General features: G+C 35.8%; 22 protein-coding genes. 16 read left to right on the top strand and 6 right to left on the bottom strand.

Annotation, left to right across the window (positions count from 1 at the left end):
• Positions 1-2 precede the first annotated feature (2 nt).
• From LRP81_RS13845 to LRP81_RS13830, 4 genes are all read left to right on the top strand, one after another.
• Positions 3-866 (top strand): DUF58 domain-containing protein, encoded by an 864-nt coding sequence (locus LRP81_RS13845; protein ID WP_230502055.1) that lies wholly within the window; start codon positions 3-5, stop codon positions 864-866.
• Between the two features lie 5 nt (positions 867-871).
• Positions 872-2,671 (top strand): vWA domain-containing protein, encoded by a 1,800-nt coding sequence (locus tag LRP81_RS13840; protein WP_263458248.1) that lies wholly within the window; start codon positions 872-874, stop codon positions 2,669-2,671.
• Complete coding sequence (locus tag LRP81_RS13835) at positions 2,655-5,396, top strand: VWA domain-containing protein (RefSeq protein ID WP_230502053.1); 2,742 nt, start codon at positions 2,655-2,657, stop codon at positions 5,394-5,396. Before LRP81_RS13840 ends, LRP81_RS13835 begins: the two co-directional genes overlap by 17 nt.
• A gap of 405 nt (positions 5,397-5,801) precedes the next feature.
• Positions 5,802-6,374 (top strand): SCO family protein, encoded by a 573-nt coding sequence (locus LRP81_RS13830; RefSeq protein WP_230502050.1) that lies wholly within the window; start codon positions 5,802-5,804, stop codon positions 6,372-6,374.
• Positions 6,375-6,463: 89 nt separating this feature from the next.
• On the opposite strand, the gene LRP81_RS13825 is transcribed toward LRP81_RS13830, so the two are convergent.
• Positions 6,464-6,649 carry a hypothetical protein gene (locus LRP81_RS13825; RefSeq protein ID WP_230502049.1) on the bottom strand — a complete coding sequence of 62 codons (186 nt, stop codon included), beginning with the start codon at positions 6,647-6,649 and terminating at the stop codon, positions 6,464-6,466.
• Between the two features lie 269 nt (positions 6,650-6,918).
• Between LRP81_RS13825 and LRP81_RS13820 the strand changes: the two genes are divergently transcribed.
• The 4 genes from LRP81_RS13820 to LRP81_RS13805 all read left to right on the top strand — a co-directional run bounded on the left by LRP81_RS13820 (position 6,919) and on the right by LRP81_RS13805 (position 8,902).
• Positions 6,919-7,824 (top strand): SGNH/GDSL hydrolase family protein, encoded by a 906-nt coding sequence (locus LRP81_RS13820; RefSeq protein WP_230502047.1) that lies wholly within the window; start codon positions 6,919-6,921, stop codon positions 7,822-7,824.
• Positions 7,825-7,838: 14 nt separating this feature from the next.
• The gene (locus tag LRP81_RS13815) at positions 7,839-8,429 is read left to right on the top strand and encodes a YpmS family protein (protein WP_230502045.1); all 591 of its coding nucleotides are present in this window, start codon (positions 7,839-7,841) and stop codon (positions 8,427-8,429) included.
• A gap of 200 nt (positions 8,430-8,629) precedes the next feature.
• Entirely contained in the window at positions 8,630-8,722 is a 93-nt protein-coding gene (locus LRP81_RS13810; RefSeq protein WP_230502043.1) for a YjcZ family sporulation protein, read from the top strand.
• 42 nt (positions 8,723-8,764) lie between these two features.
• Positions 8,765-8,902, top strand: a complete 138-nt coding sequence (locus LRP81_RS13805; protein WP_230502041.1) for a YjcZ family sporulation protein — start codon at positions 8,765-8,767, stop codon at positions 8,900-8,902.
• Between the two features lie 52 nt (positions 8,903-8,954).
• Here LRP81_RS13805 and LRP81_RS13800 read toward each other — a convergent pair whose 3' ends face one another.
• The gene (locus LRP81_RS13800) at positions 8,955-9,701 is read right to left on the bottom strand and encodes a DUF4397 domain-containing protein (protein WP_230502039.1); all 747 of its coding nucleotides are present in this window, start codon (positions 9,699-9,701) and stop codon (positions 8,955-8,957) included.
• Positions 9,702-9,868: 167 nt separating this feature from the next.
• Here LRP81_RS13800 and LRP81_RS13795 point away from each other — a divergent pair, with 167 nt between their 5' ends.
• Positions 9,869-10,669, top strand: coding sequence for an alpha/beta fold hydrolase (locus LRP81_RS13795; protein ID WP_230502037.1), 801 nt, complete (start codon positions 9,869-9,871; stop codon positions 10,667-10,669).
• A gap of 34 nt (positions 10,670-10,703) precedes the next feature.
• Here LRP81_RS13795 and LRP81_RS13790 read toward each other — a convergent pair whose 3' ends face one another.
• Together LRP81_RS13790 and LRP81_RS13785 are read right to left on the bottom strand one after the other, a co-directional pair.
• Positions 10,704-10,952, bottom strand: coding sequence for a DNA alkylation repair protein (locus tag LRP81_RS13790; RefSeq protein ID WP_230502035.1), 249 nt, complete (start codon positions 10,950-10,952; stop codon positions 10,704-10,706).
• Positions 10,953-11,013: 61 nt separating this feature from the next.
• The gene (locus tag LRP81_RS13785; protein ID WP_230502033.1) at positions 11,014-11,337 is read right to left on the bottom strand and encodes a MerR family transcriptional regulator; all 324 of its coding nucleotides are present in this window, start codon (positions 11,335-11,337) and stop codon (positions 11,014-11,016) included.
• A 191-nt stretch (positions 11,338-11,528) separates the two neighbouring features.
• On the opposite strand from LRP81_RS13785, the gene fbpA reads away from it, so the two are divergent.
• Together fbpA and LRP81_RS23230 are read left to right on the top strand one after the other, a co-directional pair.
• Complete coding sequence (gene fbpA, locus LRP81_RS13780; RefSeq protein ID WP_230502031.1) at positions 11,529-11,735, top strand: Fur-regulated basic protein FbpA; 207 nt, start codon at positions 11,529-11,531, stop codon at positions 11,733-11,735.
• Complete coding sequence (locus LRP81_RS23230) at positions 11,707-11,841, top strand: hypothetical protein (protein WP_263458247.1); 135 nt, start codon at positions 11,707-11,709, stop codon at positions 11,839-11,841. Before fbpA ends, LRP81_RS23230 begins: the two co-directional genes overlap by 29 nt.
• A gap of 12 nt (positions 11,842-11,853) precedes the next feature.
• On the opposite strand, the gene LRP81_RS13775 is transcribed toward LRP81_RS23230, so the two are convergent.
• Together LRP81_RS13775 and LRP81_RS13770 are read right to left on the bottom strand one after the other, a co-directional pair.
• Entirely contained in the window at positions 11,854-12,708 is an 855-nt protein-coding gene (locus tag LRP81_RS13775; RefSeq protein WP_230502029.1) for a protein-glutamine gamma-glutamyltransferase, read from the bottom strand.
• Positions 12,709-12,895: 187 nt separating this feature from the next.
• Positions 12,896-13,816: a CobW family GTP-binding protein gene (locus LRP81_RS13770; RefSeq protein WP_230502027.1), complete on the bottom strand. Its 921-nt coding sequence runs from the start codon at positions 13,814-13,816 to the stop codon at positions 12,896-12,898.
• A gap of 153 nt (positions 13,817-13,969) precedes the next feature.
• On the opposite strand from LRP81_RS13770, the gene msrA reads away from it, so the two are divergent.
• The 5 genes from msrA (at position 13,970) to LRP81_RS13745 (ending at position 20,410) form a co-directional block, all read left to right on the top strand.
• A complete protein-coding gene (gene msrA / locus LRP81_RS13765; protein WP_230502025.1) occupies positions 13,970-14,923 on the top strand; it encodes a peptide-methionine (S)-S-oxide reductase MsrA in 954 nt (317 codons plus the stop codon).
• Positions 14,924-15,249: 326 nt separating this feature from the next.
• A complete protein-coding gene (locus LRP81_RS13760) occupies positions 15,250-16,734 on the top strand; it encodes a methyl-accepting chemotaxis protein (RefSeq protein WP_230502023.1) in 1,485 nt (494 codons plus the stop codon).
• Positions 16,735-16,821: 87 nt separating this feature from the next.
• On the top strand, positions 16,822-16,977 hold the full coding sequence (locus LRP81_RS13755) for a YjcZ family sporulation protein (RefSeq protein ID WP_230502021.1): 156 nt from the start codon (positions 16,822-16,824) through the stop codon (positions 16,975-16,977).
• 257 nt (positions 16,978-17,234) lie between these two features.
• Positions 17,235-18,704 (top strand): NAD(P)/FAD-dependent oxidoreductase, encoded by a 1,470-nt coding sequence (locus tag LRP81_RS13750; protein ID WP_230502020.1) that lies wholly within the window; start codon positions 17,235-17,237, stop codon positions 18,702-18,704.
• Between the two features lie 374 nt (positions 18,705-19,078).
• The gene (locus LRP81_RS13745) at positions 19,079-20,410 is read left to right on the top strand and encodes an aspartate aminotransferase family protein (protein ID WP_230502018.1); all 1,332 of its coding nucleotides are present in this window, start codon (positions 19,079-19,081) and stop codon (positions 20,408-20,410) included.
• Positions 20,411-20,420 lie beyond the last annotated feature (10 nt).

Here is a 20,420-nt window from a genome sequence, read left to right as displayed (position 1 = left end):
GCATGTTAAATGCAACGTTAACCAAGCAGTTACAAGCGTACACACTTCAAGTAGGAAATTTAAAAAGAAGTTGGCATAAAGGTACTCGGAAATCAACTCGGTTTGGAGCTTCTCATGATTTTTCCGATTACAGAATGTATGAACAAGGTGATGATTTAAGGCAAATTGACTGGAACATTTATGCTCGTACACAAAAACATTATATTAAAAGATATTTAGATGAACAAGAGTTAACCGCTGCAATATACTTGGATTGCACCAAATCAATGACCATCTCGAATGAAAAGTGGAAATTAGCAAAGACATTAACTGCAGCTTTTGGTTACTTAACACTTAGTAATGATGATAGGGTATCCATCATAGGTGTCCATGGACAGGAGCCTCCTTATCTGTATCGTAAAGGAAAAGCACACCTCTACAGAATGATGCAGTATGTAGGTGATCTATCATCTAAGGATTTAAATCTATTATTTTCTGAAGCTATTGGCGAATACTTGCAAAGAAAATCTAGTGTATCCATTGTAATTACTGATTTGATGGAACCTCTTGATACTGTTATTCATTCTCTAAAACTAATCCAGGCAAACAAACAAAATGTGTATCTACTTCAAGTTTTAGATGAAGATGAATTTTCTCCAAGTTTTGAAGGCGATTTTATGTTGGTTGATAGTGAAACAAATCAGGAAGTGAATGTGACTGTATCTGATTATGCACGTAAAAGCTATTTAGAAAAGATGAAGAGAAGAATAGAGATTTTGGAGAATTTTTGCTTTGAACGTGGGATATCCTATATCTCTTGTCATACAGGTGAAAAAGTAGAAGATATATTATTTAACAGGATGACCACAAAAGGGTGGATTAGGTGATAGGAATGGGATTTTCAGCTCCATTATATTTTTTATTCAGTGTATTTTTACTTTTAGTCATATTCATGTATTTTTTTCGTAAACAATACGAAACAAAAAATATCCCATCAGTTCTACTTTGGCAGGAGTGGATGAATGAATTTGAAGCACAGGCATGGTGGAGAAAGCTCCAGCATCATTTGCTCTTGTACCTTCAATTACTTGCCCTCTGTTTTCTAATAGTAACGTTAGCTCAACCATTTTATAATAAAGATGGATTAAAAGGAGATCATATTATTTTTATCATGGATACTTCAGCTTCCATGACTGCAAAAGAGGGTGAAGTTACAAGACTTGAGCTGGCTAAGAAAGAAGCAAAAGAAATTCTTGCAAAAGTTAATGATCAACATATTACTGTAATTCATGCTTCTGAGACACCAGAAATATTGATAGAAAGGTCCACATCATCAAAAGAAGTGCAGAACTATGTGACAGACCTCAATCCTACTTATGGCGGTGCAAACCTTCTAGATTCAATAGAAATGGCTAAGAATCTTTTGGGAGATGAAGAAGGGCAAATTCATTTATTCACTGATTTTTTGTCTAAGGATACGGCCCTAGATTTTCATGAAAATACGACCTTTATAGCATACAACATAGGGGAAAGTAATGAAAATTTAGCAATTGATACGTTTGGTGTGGGTACACGTGACAATAACGTAATCGGAGTAGTTACAATTAAAAATGAGGGGAAAGCACTAAAAGGGGTGGAACTCACTATACAAGACGGTGACGGGAATAGCCTAGAAACGATAGTGGACCAGTTAGAGGCGGAAAATACTAAGACTTTCTATATAGAAGGATTACCTTTGGCTAGTGTATATAAAGCTATACTGGTTACAGATGATCATTACGAAGTGGATAACGAGCAATATGCTTTTTTATCTAGTGACCACGCTGCATCTATTTATATACATAATGATGTTCACCCGTTTGTTAGAAAAGCTGCTGAAATTGCAGGAGAGGATGTTATTCATTTAACTAAAGATGAAGGGAATAATGAAAATCTGGCTGGTATTCATGTATTAAAAGGGATGCCAGATGAGGAGTGGCCAAAAGGTCCGAAGTTGATTTTTCTTTCCCAAAATGAAAATCAGGAAAATGTGACAGGTGATATCACCTATAATCAGTCAAGTCCACTTTTTCAATCTGTTGAACTTGAGAAGGTTCATATCGAAAGTGCCATATCAACTGAGCTTTTTGAAGGGTTGGAAGTTGTAGCGAAAAGCGGTGAAACCCCATTGATTCTTAGTGGTATGTTCGAAGGAACACCTACCATAATTGTATTGTTTGACTTGTCTGTCAGTGATTGGCCACTTCACACAGGATTTCCATTATTTATCTATCATGCGATTCAATACCTATCTGAAAAAGAGGCATTACTTGGCTATTATTATCCAGGTCAGTTTTTGGATATAATTCCAGGCACCAACACTCAGAAATATGAAATAATAAACAACTCAAATAATGTAGTGTCAATTATTCAAAACCTAGATGAACCAATAAAGGTTCCATTTAAGCCTGGGTTATATACATTCAAGGAATATCAAGAAAGTGAAGAGATAGAAAGAAAATTATATGTCATGCTTCCGGATAATGAGAAAACGATTCAGACAGAAGAAGCTTTCACTATTTCTACAGAAGGATCAAAAGAGGGGACAACAAATGCAATGTCCAAAAAAGAATTTTCCCATCTGTTTATCTTACTTGGTTTTATCGTACTTTTAATAGAATGGGAGGTATATCGACGTGGGATTTCAAATTGAGTATCCTCTCATGCTGTTATTAGTCATACCTGTTATTGTTAGTCTTCTTCTCTATTGGAAAAGCAAAAAGAAAAAAGGCAAAAAGGAATATATCATATTTTCCCTTCGAAGTCTGGTTTACCTTTTTTTAATATTAGCCCTTACTGTACCATCGGTACTATATCCTGTTAAGGGTTTACACACGGTATTTCTAGTTGATCAATCAGATAGTGTAAAACGCATGGAAACAGAAATATTGTCTGCTGTAAATGAAGCAGTTAAAGGAAAGCATAAAGATGACCATTACAGTATCGTCACGTTTGCTAATAAACCGAAGTTGGAAAAATCATTTACAAACGAGCTAGATACCATTTCACAGCTATCCATCAATGATGAACCTCAATTTACTAACTTAGAGGAAGGAATCAAATTCGCTTCAAATTATATACCAGGTAATAAAAAGGGTAGGATCGTTCTCTTGTCTGATGGTTTAGAGACAAATGGAAACAGCCTAAGACAATCCCAATTTGCAAAAGATAGTAATATTGAGCTGGATATCATTCCCTTTCAATCACCAACTGTAGAAGATGTATCCATTAATTCGTTCTATACACCACAAATGAGTTTTGAAGGTGAAACCGTTCCATTACAAGTGTTGTTAGAGTCGAATTATGATACAGATGCTACTTTGATTATCACTAGAAATGAAGAAACGATTGTAAAGGAAGAGATTGCTGTAGCAAAGGGAACCAATCAATTTACCTATCAATTTCTAATAAGCGATCCTGGGATGTACACATTTAAAGCAGAAGTGTTCCCTCATGACGATCAAATCGTTGAAAATAACGTTTCACATGCACTCACTCAGGTTTCCGGTCAACCGAAAATACTAATGGTTGATAGAGAAGGAGAGGGAGAAAATGTCTATCAGGCTCTTCATTCAAGCGGGTGGAATGTTGATCGGATACTGCCGGAATTGCTTCCAACCAATCTTTCCGGTTTCTTAGACTATGAAAGTATCATTTTCCATAATATATCTGGTCATCAAATTAGCGGATCTCAAATGGAGTTAACGGAAACAGCGGTAAGAGATTTTGGTGTTGGATTTATTATGACCGGTGGAAATGAATCTTATGGACTTGGCGGATATTTCAAAACGCCAGTTGAGCGTATACTTCCAGTAGAAATGGATCTTAAAGGAAAAAAAGAGGTGCCATCACTTGGTTTAATCATTGTTCTGGACAGATCTGGAAGTATGATGGGCGAGAAGTTTGATCTTGCTAAAGAAGCAGCAGCGAGATCAGTGGAACTACTTAAAGAGGGAGATACATTTGGTTTTATTGCCTTTGATACCGAGTCATGGCAAATAGTCGATACAGAACCGATAAAAGATAAAGAAGAAGTAATGAATACAATACGTTCCACGGCACTTGGTGGAGGGACGGATATTTATCCGGCGCTTGAAGAAGCATACCAACAGCTGAATGAAATGGATCTTAAAAGAAAACATATTATTCTTTTGACAGATGGACAGTCACCAAATGGTGCTTATGATGAAATCATCGATGAAGGGTTATCTAATAATGTTACACTTTCGACTGTTGCAATTGGAGGGGATGCTGATTTAAATCTTCTGGAGGAGTTGGCAACTTTAGGAACAGGAAGGTTTTACGAAGTTTATGATGCCACTTCCATTCCTAGTATTCTCTCAAGAGAAACGGCATTGACTACCAAAACCTACATTGAAGATAATCCTCATGTACCAACTGTATACGGTGGTTACGTTTGGTCTTCAAGGTTTCAACATGGAACTCCTTTTTTGAATGCATATGTGGCAACTACGTTGAAACCAAGAGCAGAAATGATTATTGAGAGTGAAAAGGAAGACCCAATTCTTGCGAGAATGAACTATGGACTAGGTCGTTCCATAGCTTGGACATCTGATGTTTCCGGAGCATGGAGCGGTGGATTTCCGAGCTGGGAGGAGTGGTCTGGTTTTTGGAACGATATGGTAACGTGGTCACTTCCCTCCTACAATAAAGGTTCTTATTTTTTCTCTTCATTCATTGAAGGAGGAAAAGTCTCGTTGAAGGTGGATTCGGCTGATGATAGCCTATTGCCACTAACTATTTCAGTTTCTAATAATAAAGGAGAAATAATTGAAGATATTTCAAGTAAGATGGTTGGTCCTGGACAGTACGAATTAGAATTTTCCGCCCTACCAGATATCTACTTTTTAAATGTGACGCAGGAAGAAGAAGGAGAAGTAGTTTCAACGTTTAAAAGTGGAATCGTTGTCCCATTTTCAACAGAGTTTGAACAACGTCCTGTAAATTCAGAACTACTTGAAACATTAAGTAGTAACATGAACGGACAAATGTTAGAGCAGCCACAAGATGCTTTTAGACCTTGGCACAAAAATCTTTATACAAGTCAAAATGTATGGATTCCATTTGTTATCCTTGCGTTCTTCTTGTTTATCTTCGAAATATTTATCCGCAGATTTGGGTTATTCTCTTTTACTTTCCGTAAAAATACAGAGAAAGCAAAAAAGAACATTCATTCTGCAACAAAACTAAAACCTAAAAGGATGCATAAAGCAAAACAAACCACACAAAGAGAAGAACCGAACATTGACTTGCCTAAAAAAATAATGCAAAAAGAAACAATAGCTAAGGAAGAATCAACGACTGCAGATGATCGAATGAATCAGTTACTAAAAGCAAAAAATCGAAAAAGAAAATAATGGCACAATTCATCAAAGCAGACTGTAGACATTCTCTAAGAAATATGGAGATTGTTTGCAGTCTTTGTTGTTTAGAAATGGACAATTGCAAGGGGAACAACTTGAAGCCTTAATGAGCTAAATTCATGTAGAATGAATAACCATTAAGAGAATCGAAATCATCCACAAAGTAAAGATTCATTTACATCGATTTTTAAATTTTACTCCTAGAGAATTCCAACTAATCTAATGTGGAATATTCATTATGTAATATATAAAAGTGAAAAATATATGAAATAACGAATTCATGTGATAGGTGCCTGAAAAATGTGTTTATTTTATGAATTTCAAGGGTGAATTCTTCCTTCTAAAAGTATTTAATGATAGGATTTGATGGAAAGATAAAAATATGAAAAGGTGAAATAATTGAAACATACTTATTTAATACTAATAATTGTTTTAAGTTTGTTTTTAGCTGGATGCAATTCACAAATACCCGATAAGACAAATTGGGAGCTTGATGATTTTCAATACATAAATCAAGAGAATGAACCATTCGGCCTAAATGATCTAAAAGGTGACATTACGGTAGCTACTCTAATTTTCACAAATTGTACAACTGTTTGCTCACCAATGACAGCAAATATGGCAAAACTACAAAGAATGGCTGATGAAAAAGAGTTAGATGCTCATTTTCTATCCTTCTCTGTCGACCCTGAAGTAGACACACCAGAAGTATTGAAGGAATTTTCAAGTAGGTTTGATGCTGATTTATCAAATTGGAACTTCTTGACTGGTTATACACAAAAGGAAATTGAGACTTTTGGTCCTGAAAATTTTAAAGCTATAGTTGCCAAACCGAAAAACGGTGGGGATGTGGTACACGGGACAAGTTTCTACTTAATTAACCAAGAAGGTGTAATTATTAAAAGTTATGATGGACTTAATGTTCCTTACGAGGAAATATTAAAACATATAGAAATACTTGAAAATCAATAAAAAACGCCTGGATGACACATTAATTTGTGGATCCAGGCGTTTTTTCATTAGAATGAACCCCTATTATTAGGTGGGTATAAGTAAATACTTTAAGTATGTTCTCGCTCATTCGTAGGATGATTGTCAGGATTGGACAAGCCTCTTGTGTTTTTCGTACTATCTACCATATTATTATTGCTTGCCATAACTCCATCTGTTACGATAATTTGAAGCTCTTTGTTAAACAGCTCTTTTGCTAATTCTTCATTACAAGCCAATAATTCATTTTCTTTCAATTTTTTTCATCTCCTGAATTTATGGCTTTCTAAAGTGTTGCAAAAAAAGGGTAATGAGAAAGTTCTAAATTAAACAACTAGAGGGTGCAAAAGAGTAAGACAGTAACGATAATTGGAACTTTCTTGGATTTTTCGTAAATGAACAACAAAGTTTGCGGATACAGCCTTTTGAAAAAAACAGTAATTTATGTTATAAAAAGTATACTGCAGTTATTGCATTCCTTTAAAAATAGCCTAGATGAACGGCTAATCTATAAGGAGATTGAAACATGAAAAAATGGAGTGTAATTGGAATACTTGCCATATTAATAATTAGTATGGTTAGTTGTACATCAGAAAATTCCTCAAGCTATGTATCGGAGCGCGTAAAGGAAAGAAGAGAAAATCAGCAGGAAAAGCAACTTTTACAAGATTTCTTTAAAAGAGAAGATAATATTGAAAACCAACAAAAAATTACAAGCATTGAAGAGAAAGAGGAAGTTCCTGAAGGGTTCTTTGATCGTTCATTTAACCTTGTATTTTTTGGAGATTCCTTAACACAGGGTGTTGGTGATGAATCTGGTAAAGGTGGTTTTACTTCTACTGTAAAAGATTACTATGAGGATAAATCCTATATAGACAATGTCACAATTACTAATCTAGGTGTAAGAGGAAACAGAACAAACCATTTGTTAAAAAGGCTAGAAGACCCAGAAGTACAAGAAGCCCTTAAAAATGCGGATGTAATATTTATAACTGTCGGTGGAAATGATTTGATGAAAGTAGTTCGAGAAAATTTTCTTGATTTAACGTTCACTCTTTTCGATAAAGAACAGAAATTATATGCGGACCGATTAGATAGTGTATTAGGCGAAGTACGGATGCATAATGATAGTAGCAGAATATATTTAGTGGGACTATTTAATCCTTTTTATCAATTCTTTCAGGAGATAGAGGAAATGAACGAGGTTGTGACCAACTGGAACGAGACGACTCTTTCCGTATTAGATAAATATCCAAATACAGCTTTTGTACCAATTCAAAATATTTTCTTTGATCCAGAAGAAAATTTGCTTGATGATGATCAGTTTCATCCTAACCAAAAGGGGTATCAATTAATAGGGAACAACATTCTTGAAGAAATAAATCGCTTTAACGAAGATTCCGATGTGGATGAAATGCTTGAAGAAGAATAGTGGTGATGGTTATTTTGAAAAAAGTTGTCAACTGGAAAAATGCATTTATAGGTTTATTGATAATAAATATTTTAATAGCTGCATCTGCTATCATACTTGCATTGCTACCTAATAATACAAAGTTTAAGCTGATGGGTAATGGTAATGGGGAAGATAGGAAAAGGGTCGCATTGACGATTCAATCAGATAAGCAAGATATCAATGCGCTTATTCAATATTATTTAGAAAAAGAAACTAGAAGACCACTCAATTATGAGGTACTCTTGACTGACAGAGTAGAATTACGCGGGGAAATGACCGTATTTGAAAGAGATATTCCCCTCACCATGACATTTATTCCTGAAGTTCAGGAAAATGGTGATATTATGTTAAAGCAGGACTCGATGTCAATTGGTAGACTGCAAGTGCCAGTATCAATGGTTCTAAAATATGTAGCAGATAATTATCCACTTCCAGAATGGGTAGAGATCATACCTAACGAGCAAAGTATTTATGTGTCATTACAGGAATTGGAGCTGCAAAGTGACACAAAAGTACAATTTTCCAGGTTTGACTTAGAGCAAAATGATATAAAACTAAATTTACTAGTACCTGTTGAGGACTAGAGACCAAAAGATGTCCAATTTTAAGTGGGCATCTTTTTTTGCATTTTACAACTAAAGTAGTAAGGAGAGAGTCATTTTATAATACCAGTCAAATACCGCTACGTAAAAAACCCAATTTTTTTCGGAACTGGGCATTTGCCTTTACCAATAAGTCATTTGTGAATACATTATGTATTAGAAAAGAGGGGGAGGTGGAGAGCATGGGTGGATCTGGTTATGGCTCAGGATTCGCATTAATAGTTGTTCTGTTTATCTTATTGGTGATTGTAGGGGCAGGTATATTACATTATTAAATAAAAATGTATGAATATTGCTTATAAGAGGAGGTGACAGCTATGAGTTGGTGTGGATGCGGCGGCGGATACGGCTACGGACCAGTGGCAGGTGCAGGTTACCCTGGTTACGGAAGTTCATTCGTTTTAATTGTAGTATTGTTTATTCTTTTAATCATTGTTGGTGCTGCTTGGTGCTAATAAGATAGAAAAGAAGTGCTCAATCAAATTTTGGTTGAGCACTTTTGTTTTGCTAAGGAACAAGGAAAACGGTGTCAAGAGCTGGTGAGCCTTTGGAGAAACCAATGATAACAATTGTGTAACTTAAATTTGGGTTAAAGTTAACTCTGTTTAATGAAAAAATAACTTCCTTTGTTCCAGCAAGCCGTTTTTCCAAATCTACTGTCATCGGAGTTATTCCTAAATAAGGCGACATATCAGAATAGGATATATCCGGGAAGACAACATCCCCCTTTTTTACTGCAACATCCATAGTAGGAGTATCGGGGGATAAGTGCCATATTCGGAACTTGGATTCATTCATAGGGAGTGTTTCATCATCCTTGATCATTATAAGCTCCAATTCAGTACTTACTCCAGTCAAAGCTATAGTATAACTAGTATTTTCTTCTGCTTGGATAGTTCTGGATAGTAACGGGGTTTCTTTATTTTCTTTCGAATTAATAGTAACATGGAAATTCTTTTTGGGAATTTCATAATATCCACTACTATTCGTGTAACGAAATAGAGTCATAATCAGATGGTCATCTATATGAATGTCAACTTCTGGAGTATTAGGGGATGCATGTAAAAAACGAATTTTGTTAGTATCTTGCAATTGTACAAGATTCATTCTCTCGACATTTGCTTGACTTACTAACTGATACATATAACGATAGTAATATTTATAGTAATATAAGTGTTTGTCAAGATTGATATATTTATAATAGTCAGCAAGGGATTGGTATCTTCCAGCCTGTTCATAGCTATAATGAAGCATCTTTGTCCCCCTATCCAAATTATTGATATTGCTTCATGGATATGCACGAAAGGCTCGACTGTTAACCAATCATTTTTGATATTTCAAGAAGATACTATTTTTCATTGTTTAAGGACAATGGGTAAGTGGTAAAATAACGAATAGGACGTAACGAAAGGGGCAGGAAAATGGCTGGGTATGAAAAAGTGGTTACCAATAGTATTTCCTTATATTACGAAGACAGGGGAATTGGTCTTCCCATCGTATTACTGCATGGTTTTTGCGGCTCAAATGAGTATTGGAAATATTGTTTAGAAGAACTCTCAGAAAAAAATAGAGTGATTGCCATTGATTTAAGGGGACATGGTCATTCCGCTGTGGCAGAAGACGAGTTTACTGTGGATGAAATGGCAGATGATGTGAAGAAACTCCTCGACAGCTTAGAAATAGAAAGATCAGTCGTACTTGGACACTCTCTGGGAGGATATGTAGCTTTGGCATTGGCAGAAAATGAACCTAATCTTATAGCAGGATTAGGATTAATCCATTCAACTCCTTACGCTGATAGTGAAGAAAGTAAAATAGGCAGAGAAAAAGGGATAATTCAGATAAACAATCAAGGAATAAATGAATTTGTGACTGATTTAGTGCCTAAATTATTTTCACCGGAAAACCTTGAAAGTCATAAAGGGGAAGTGGAATTTACAAAAAAATTAGGTTATCAGACTACACCACAAGGAGCCATAGGCACCCTCCAAGCAATGAAAAATAGAATAGATAGATCTAGCTTCATAAAAAATTATCAAGGTCCTCTCCTGTTAGTTGCAGGTAAAGAAGATCGCGTTATCCCTCAAGAAAAAACTTTTATAACGGATGGAGATCATGTTAAAAAAGTTCTTCTGGAACATTCAGGGCATATGGGTATGTTAGAGGAGCCTAGAAGATTTGTAGAGGAAATTAAGACTTTTATTGATCGTGTAGATTCGTAACAAAACGGATAAGCAGACGAAAAACTTTCGCCGCTTATCCGTTTTGATGTTCAGCTCTTTTAATAAATAACTGTTCATCTTCAACTAACCCGCATGCTGCACACTGTACCTTTTGGGATGGACCTTTGTAAGGAATATGGAATGGTTCTAGGTTTTCAGAGGTAAACTCCTCAACCACTTCTCCAGACTGCGGATTAAGTTTTACTGATTTTGCAACTTGCTCGATAATATTAAAGCGTGACCGATTTGTCTTACAGTTTGGGCATAAATATGGGGATGCCATTTTAACGCCTCCTTTAATTTATAGGCTCTGCATCTCATTAAATAATTATACCCATCAATTCTTATTGTCTACTTTGCTTAAAGTGAGCTTGAATTTGTCCTTTTAACATTTGCTTTTTCCAGTTTTCATTTTCTTTCTCTTTCTTTTTCCATTCACGACGTATTTCATGTGTTTGTACGCCTTCTTCCATTTGATTTGCTATTTCCATTAAACGCTCAACGTCTGAGAAGGAATATTTTCTGATACCAGAACCGGTTCGTGCTGGGAATATCAATTTTCTTTCTTCATAATAACGAATTTGTCGTTCAGATAACCCAGTTAAATCACGTACCGTACCAATCGAGATGACTTTTCTTTCCTTTAAAGAATGATCTTCATGTGCCATGGTTATTCACTTCCTATCTGCATCTCCTACTACAAGTATAGATCATTTCCTTCCTATAAACCTGTATGTTTGTAAGAAAAGCTGACATATAAATATAAAATTCCCAAAGTTTCGTGTTAAATATTCTAACAAAAATAAGGTATTGGTACTAGGTGTATTGGTAAACTCATAGGAAAAGCGAGGTGAGGACAATGGCAAAGCTAATAAGTAATGCTATTGATGAGGCAAGGGAATATTATACAAGGACGCTCGTAGAAGCAGGATTTTTTAGTGATAGTAATCATTTATCCTCCTATACTCTTAGTGAACTGAAAAAAGAATATACGACATTAATTGGAAAGGGGACTATGGGCAATGGAGACCAATCAAATGTCAGAATCAATCAAATTAGCAAATGAAATAATAAAACTTGATCAGCAACGAGATAAAATATGGGAAGAACTCCTATTAAGCGCAGGTGATCGAGCTTTTGAAATATTGAGAGAATTACAAAATACGCATTAAGTTAGGGTTACTCTAATCAGCAGCTTCTTCAAAATATAAATGGTGTAACAATTGTAAATAACGGTTACATGAAATAGAAGCAGTATCATGGTGAATGACGGTATGCAAATATTTTCTGTTTTGTAATGGAAATTGATGAAGAAGCCTGGAAACTTGACGGAAATCTGGTCTAGCAACATAATCGGTAAGCTTTGCAGGGATATTACTATCAGGCTTCCTTGTACCATTGAGAAATTCTATAATGTAATCTGAACTTTGAATGCCAATACCATGTCCGAAGTATTTTTCATCCCCCATATACAAACCATTTTCGCCCCTCCACCAAAAAGTGACAGGATTAAAGTCCGGGTTATCAAAGTAGACGATATCACCAGGAATAAAATGATAGGTGTAAGTGGAATCTATTACAAGATCAGGGTCAAAATGCCAACTGTATAAGTAAAGATCTTGGAATGCATGATCAAACAACCGTTTCCCGATGGTACTAAGTAAAGCATGGTATAAAATGATCACCTTTGCGGTTGCACATTCGTAGGCATACTCACCACTATTTTTATATATATCCAATATCGCATCAGCAGGTGAGACACCTTTTCGTAGAAGAAATCCACCATTGCTTGTTAATGTCCAGTACTTTGGGTTGCATTGTGAACCTGCGAACGTCTCAAAACGTGCATCACCTTCACTCATCGCAGCTGCACTCGCAACTAGATTTTGCCGATAAGTCAACTCAAATTTTAACTCACCAATATTTAAGTAACTATGTGTTGCATTATCACTTATTAATTTATCTAAAATAAGCTTCTGAAACTTTTCGTCTGGTTTAAATGTACTTTTATCAAAAGGCTTTCCTGCAATTTCAATCATAGTTTTCCCCCTAGCTAATACAGTGTATTTCTATCAGGGTATTCACAAATTGGGTTAATGTTGAATTTAAGTTTTTAATTACGTTTGATCTCTATTTGATTACAAGTAAAAAAGGCATTGTTCCTTTTCTAAAATCGATTATTAAGCAATTTATTTAAGCAAGAAGGTAAATCCTTTTTTGAATTGGTTATTTGTTTTCAAGATCTTGCAACTCCGCTTTAATTTGTTCTGTATTTAAATTTTCACCTATCAGTACAAGATTCAAAGGGACTTTTACTAATTCTTTCATGTATAACGGTGTTCCATAGGAATATTGGAATAAATAGATCCCGCTCGTATTTTTAAAGTTTATATATCCTTTGATACGGTAAATGGTTTCTGGGAGCTTTCTCAACCAGTCTTCAAATTCATTTAAATCAATGGAAGATTGGAATTGATATACAAATGTTTTTAGATACAGATTATCTTTTACATGTGTTGAAGTGTGTGCGCTTCTTTCGAGACTATGTGTTTGCATCCAGCTTTTCGGTGGAATTTTAGAAAAATTAGTTAAAAGTGTCTTTGCATGAGGGTTAATCGCTTGAAGTTCAAATAATATGCTTCCCACCTCGGCTTCACTTACTAGGTCTACTTTATTGATAATGAGCATCTCAGCGTGCTTAACCTGTTCCCTAATAAGTTGCTTTATTTGGACGGAAAGTATATCTCTATCTCTCCATCTTAGAATATCGAGAAGAGTGATGATTTTTGGACTTGTAAATTGCTCTACAAAAATTGGAGATAAAATCGTATCCAATACTTCAATGGGATGTGCTGCACCGGTTGTTTCAATATATATAGCATCTAGATCATTGTTTAATAAAAGCTCTTGCAAGGTAGATTCTAGTTTTTCTTGAATCGTACAACAAATACATCCATCGAAAAGCTCAGACAATGGGGTGCTTTTAGGTACTGCATCTGAATCAATGGATACCTTCCCCAGTTCATTCATAACGACTGCCACTTTTCTGTTTGCTTGTTGCTCTTCTTTTAACATTTGTGTAAGGAGCGTTGTTTTACCACTGCCGAGAAACCCTGCTAATATATATACTTCTACTTTCTTTTTCATCTAATTTACCCTCCTAAACTATTCGAAGAAAATACAATCGAACAATCTATTTTAGCATAAAACATAGGAATCTGATTAAGCAAGACATTATGAATTCTTCATGTATATTGGTATAATGCAGCTAAACGATTCAAAAGAGGGGAATGAGTTCTTATGAATAGCCCTTTAGAAAGAGCTACATTTGCTGGAGGATGTTTCTGGTGCATGGTTAAACCTTTCGATGAGCAGGAAGGGATTGAACAAGTTATCTCAGGATATACAGGTGGGCATAAAGAAAACCCTACTTATAAAGAGGTATGTTCTGAAACGACTGGTCATTTTGAAGCTGTTCAGATTACATTTGATCCAAGTGTATTTTCATATCAACAACTATTGGAAATATTTTGGATGCAAATTGATCCAACTGATGCAGGTGGCCAGTTTCATGATCGAGGTGATTCCTATCGGACCGCCATATTCTATCATTCAGAAGAGCAGCGTCAAATGGCTGAGGAATCAAAAAAAAGGTTGGAGGAAAGTGGGCGGTTTACTAAACCGATTGCTACATTGCTTTTGCCTGCAAAACCTTTTTACCCTGCCGAGGAATATCATCAGAAATATTACAAGAAAAACCCTTTTCGCTATAAAATGTATGCAGCAGGGTCTGGGAGGGAAACTTTTATCAAAGAGTATTGGAAAAACAAAAGCGATGACCTAAAGAAGAGACTTACTCCTATGCAATTTGAAGTAACCCAAAATAATGGAACAGAGCCACCTTTTCAAAATGAATATTGGGATAGAACAGACGAAGGGATATATGTGGATATCATATCTGGAGAACCTTTATTCAGTTCAAGGGACAAATACGATGCAGGCTGTGGATGGCCAAGCTTTACCAAACCTATTGATAGTAAATCTATCAAGGAAGAAATGGATGTCAGCCATCGAATGGTCCGTACTGAAGTAAGAAGTAAAGACGCAGATTCTCATCTAGGTCATGTCTTTGAAGATGGTCCGCTGGATACAGGTGGCTTGCGCTATTGTATTAACTCTGCAGCATTAAGGTTTATACATTTCGAAGATCTAGAAAAAGAAGGCTACGGCGAATATAAGAAGCTATTTAATTGATAGAAGGTCACCTCAGGATTAAAGTTGAGGTGACCTTTTTAAGGATTTTCTTGGAGATTATATAAAAGTTTGAAGTAAGCATTGTTCAATCGAATCTTGTATGTCTTTAACTAAATAGTAAACATTGTTTAAAAGAACTCCTAACGAAAAGTCTATTCTCGAGGCTGAAGTATAGTTTTTCCTCCATATGGCAAAATTCAACAAATAATGCAGGATAATGAAGAAGATGCGAAGAATATTACTATAAGAAGATAAATAGTATAGATAGGAATTGTAATAATTTATAAAAAAGTAAATGAGAAAGATTCTTTTGTGGGGGATTAAAGATGTCATTACTAAGTGTAAGTGAATTAAAATTTCAGGATTTAGTTAGTAAGAATAAGTTAATGTTTTTTGTAATATTTTTTTCATATGGGGCAGGTCTGCTCGTCAATATCCTGATTCCCGCTGCAACAGTCATAACTGTCACTATTCTAATAGCATTTTGTTTAGGAATTATTTTGTACATATTGACAAAACGAAATAAGTGGTTCAATTATGTAGTTCCATATTTTGCGGTTATTGTCACTTTTTTCGTATTCTTTACCATTTTAGTGAGTAGGGGAGCTTCTTTATCTGGGTTTACTCTTCCTTTTTTTGTTCTCATGCTTGCAACTATTTATTTAAACCGAAAAGTGTTCATTGTAGGAGGAATTGGGAGTTTAATTTTATTTTCCTTCTCATTATGGTCATTTTTGAACGGTAATTTACTTACAGATGGTCAACTTGGAAATATTGTCTTGCTTTTCTTTGTATTATTTATTGTGACTATCGTCCAAGTGAAAATTGGAAATAAACTTTTTTTTAATTTTGAAAAAATAGTTAAAGACATGAAAGAAGTAAATATGGAAAGGCAACTTCGACAAGACCTTTTTCAAAAAGATGCGTTAAAATTGATAGATCATCTAAGTAACGTAAATGAAAGATTGAGCCTGAATATCCACTCACAAAGAGAGATATCACAAACAATTAACGAATTATCAGCGGGAAGTCAAAAACAAGCCGATCAAATAAGTGGAATTGCGGAGCTTACAAATGACGTGACTTTACTAATGGATAATATTGTATCTGAGTCTAACAATTTATACGGGCTTACCAATAAAACTAAAAATGCAGCAGAGCAGGGGCAAAAAAAGTCAGTGGACTTAACGGACAGCATGAACCAATTTGCAAATGATGTGAAAGAGATGGAATCTGTTTTTCATGTCCTTACAGAAAAAATTGATGAAACAAATAAACTGACTCAACACATAAAAAAAATAACAGAACAAACAAACTTGTTAGCATTAAATGCTTCCATTGAAGCAGCGAGGGCAGGAGAAGCTGGAAAAGGCTTTGCTGTTGTCGCAGAGGAAATCAGGAAGCTTGCAAGCTCTACTGGTGAGACTACGAAAGAAATTACGGAAAACTTATCCTCTTTACATGAGACAAAAGAAGAAGTGTTACAAATGCTTCGACGTAACACGATTGAAATGACTAAAAATGTGGTGGCAACGAAAGAAGTTAATCAGTACTTTCAGCATATTGGTGAAACCTTAACAGCTTTGCTTGCTGATGCACAACATTTTCATTATTATGCTAAAGATGTAAAAGAGAAAACTTCTAGGACCGATCATCATACAAGTGAATTTGCGAGTTTAATGGAGGAAGCAACAGCAGGAATGGAGGAAATAAGTGCAAGTGTCGAACAAGTGACAAATGAGAATAATCGTATTGAACTAACATTAAAGGATATGGTGGAAATCATTGATAATATGGAAAAGCATAAATAGTATTTTCTCAATATGGGCATTCGCACATACGGGACAGCCACCCAGTACATAGTGTAGAAGTGTAAATATTAAACAGGAGTGATGACCATGCACGATTACTGTTACTACACAAGTGGACCATGTGGCTACCCTCAAGCTGTAGGTCCTGCATATGGATATGGACATGGATGCGGAAGCCCATTTGTATTAATTGTAGTACTATTCATTTTGCTAATTATTGTTGGGGCTTGTATTTGTAAATAATAGAACGAAATAAAGTGTCGGCTCAAACAAATGGGTTGACGCTTTTTTAATTTTATAATAAATGGTTTCGTCATATATTTTCCGCAAACGGGGATATATACCTATAAATTGACATCCGACATCAAACAATAAAAACCCGAACATTAATTTATTTTAATTCGTAATTATTCGCTAAAAGGTTGACCTTATCTCGATTATTTGTTATATTTACCATTGTTTGATAGTAAAAACGAATGAAGTGACACGGGGGAATCAACATGAATAATAATTACGATGTGATAGTAGTTGGTGCCGGTCCTGCTGGTATTTTTGCAAGCTATGAATTGACTTTATTGAATCCAGAACTAAAAGTCTTATTAATTGATAAAGGTCATGATATTTATAAAAGGAATTGTCCGATACTTCAAAAGAAAATTGAAAAGTGTCCACCAGCTGCTGGAAGAAAAGAATTTGCTGGTTGTTTGCCAGCTTGCTCCATCACCAATGGTTTCGGGGGAGCAGGTGCCTATTCCGATGGTAAATTTAATATAACTAGTGAATTTGGTGGATGGATGACAGACTATCTTCCAGAATCCAAGGTTGTAGATCTTATTAAATATGTAGATCAAATTAACCTAAAGCATGGTGCAACTGAAACAATTACAGATCCGCTTACTGATGAGGTAAAAGCAATCGAGAAAAAAGGGTATGCTGTTGGGCTTAAGCTTTTACGTGCACAAGTTCGCCACCTAGGCACAGAACAAAACCTTGCCATCTTAAAAGATATATACGAATACCTCACAACAAAAATTGATATGCAATTTAAAGTGGAAGTCGATGATATTCTAACAGAAAAAATAGACCGTCAGCACACAATAAAAGGAATACTCTTGAAAAATGGTGAAGAAATACACGCAGAAAAAGTCATGGTTTGCCCAGGAAGAGACGGATCAAAGTGGCTAACAGATATTCTTAAAAAACGTCGTCTTAAAATGATTAACAATCAAGTCGACATTGGGGTGCGTGTGGAAACCTCAAATGTAGTCATGCAGGAAATCAACAAACATTTATATGAAGGGAAGTTTATTTTCAACACATCTGTGGGAACCCGAGTTCGCACCTTCTGTAGCAATCCATCAGGCCATGTGGTGGTAGAAAATCATTCAGGAATAATGCTTGCAAATGGTCATGCCTATAAGGACCCAGCTCTAGGTAGTCAAAATACAAACTTTGCTTTGTTAGTATCTCATACCTTCTCTGAGCCTTTTGATCAGCCAACGGAATATGCGCATGAAGTATCCAAATTAGCAAATAGATTATCTAATGGCGGTCTCATTGTTCAAAAATACGGAGATATTCTAAAAGGCAGACGTTCCACCCCAAATCGAATAAAAGAAGGATTTTTGGAACCTACAATGAAAGAGGCAGTTCCAGGGGATCTAGGCTTAGTATTGCCTTACAATACAATGAAAAGCTTAGTAGAAATGATGGAAGCGTTAGATCACGTAACACCTGGTCTAGCATCTGAGCACACACTATTCTATGGTGTGGAAGCTAAATTCTATTCTGCCCGCCCTAAAATCAATGATAAATTTGAAACAGAGATAGGTGGTCTATACGTTGGTGGAGATGGAGCAGGCATAACGAGAGGGCTTGCCCAAGCTAGTGCAAGTGGTGTCTGGGTTGCAAGAGATATGATTAAAACAATGTCGAAGAAAACAACAATAAAAGAGACGGTAGAAGTATAAGCAACATTGGACTGTCTCAATGTTATAAGAATGATTAAAACTAAGCCCTGTATAATGGACTGTGGCATTCAACATATTTTCTAAAAAAAGAGACTGGCAGAAAGCTATCAGTAATGGCTTTCTGGTCAGGCTCTTTTTTGTAATTTTGCAATGCAGCTTTAATCTCCGTAACAAACTCCAATCTCTGATCCATTAACACGTCAAAGTTCCTGGCAACAATTACAGGAATGAATCAGTCGAAAATGCTTAATAGTATGAAAGAAATTCCATACTCATACATAGAATACTAGTAAGCTAGTAACTGACACGATCTAAAAAGCACTAACCATGCTAGTAAACGGTTACAAAAAGATGCAGGAAAGGAGTAATCGTTTATGGATCAATCTTATCTAATTAAACCGCTTTTGGATAAGGAATATCCTGTTATCAGCCATGGAAATGGCGTTTATTTGTACGATAAGGAAGGAAAGAGATACCTTGATGGTTCGTCAGGAGCGGTGACTGCGAGTATCGGTCATCATGTACAAGCTGTAATTGATGCGATGGCCGACCAAGCAGCAAGAGTTTCTTTTGTATACCGTTCACAATTTACTAGTCATGCAGCAGAAACTTTAGCATCAAAGTTAATGGCACTTGCTCCTGGAGATGTGAATTGGTCTTTCTTTGTAAATAGTGGAACAGAAGCGTTAGAGACTGCTATGAAGATATCGATTCAATACTGGCAAGAGATAGGGAAGGAAAGTAAAAACCAAATTATCTCCAGATGGAAAAGTTACCACGGAATAACTATTGGAGCTTTGTCCTTATCTGGGCATCAACAAAGAAGGAAAAGGTTTGAACCCTTATTGGAGAAATCTCCAATAGTAGAGCCACCATATTGTTACAGATGTCCATTTAATCTTTCCTATCCAGCCTGTAATCTTCAATGTGCAAATGACTTAGAACGTGCAATACAGGAAATAGGAAAAGAAAGGGTAGCTGCTTTTGTTGCAGAACCAATAATTGGAGCTGCCGCTGGAGCAGTATGCCCTCCAAAAGGATACTATGAGAAAATTGCGGAAATCTGCAAAAAATACGATATTCATTTTATTGCAGATGAAGTGATGACAGGGATAGGTCGGACTGGGAAAATGTTTGCCATTGAACATTGGGGAGTGACACCTGACATCATCTGTATTGGAAAAGGTATGAGTGCGGGCTATAGTCCCATAGCGGCTACTCTTGTATCTGACAAAATTGTTCAAAGTATTTTGAAAGGATCCAAAGTTGTTATGAGCGGTCATACTTATAGTGCTAACCCGCAATCAGCTGCAGTAGCCAATGCCGTTCTAGAATATATAGACAAAGAAAAACTCGTGGAAAACGGACGGAAAATGGGAGACTACTTAAAAGAGAAGTTAAATAATCTGAAAACCTCCTACTCTATTATCGGTGATGTCCGTGGAAAAGGATTATTGCTTGGATTGGAAATAGTAGCAGATGTGTCGAGTAAATATCCTTTTATGATTGAAAAAGCAGTCACAACAAGAATTGTAGAATTAGCACAGAAAAATGGACTTTTAGTGTATCCAGCTTCTGCTGGAGTGGAAGAAATTGGGGGGGATGCAATAATTATTGCACCACCTCTATGCATTACAAGAAAAGAAATCGATGAATTAATAACCATCTTAGAATCGACACTACAAGAACTACAAGGACATTTGTAAGGAGTGCAGA

Source organism: Sutcliffiella rhizosphaerae, from assembly GCF_917563925.1.
GTDB classification, from domain to species: domain Bacteria; phylum Bacillota; class Bacilli; order Bacillales; family Bacillaceae_I; genus Sutcliffiella_A; species Sutcliffiella_A rhizosphaerae.
This window is presented reverse-complemented; position numbering and strand designations above follow the sequence as displayed.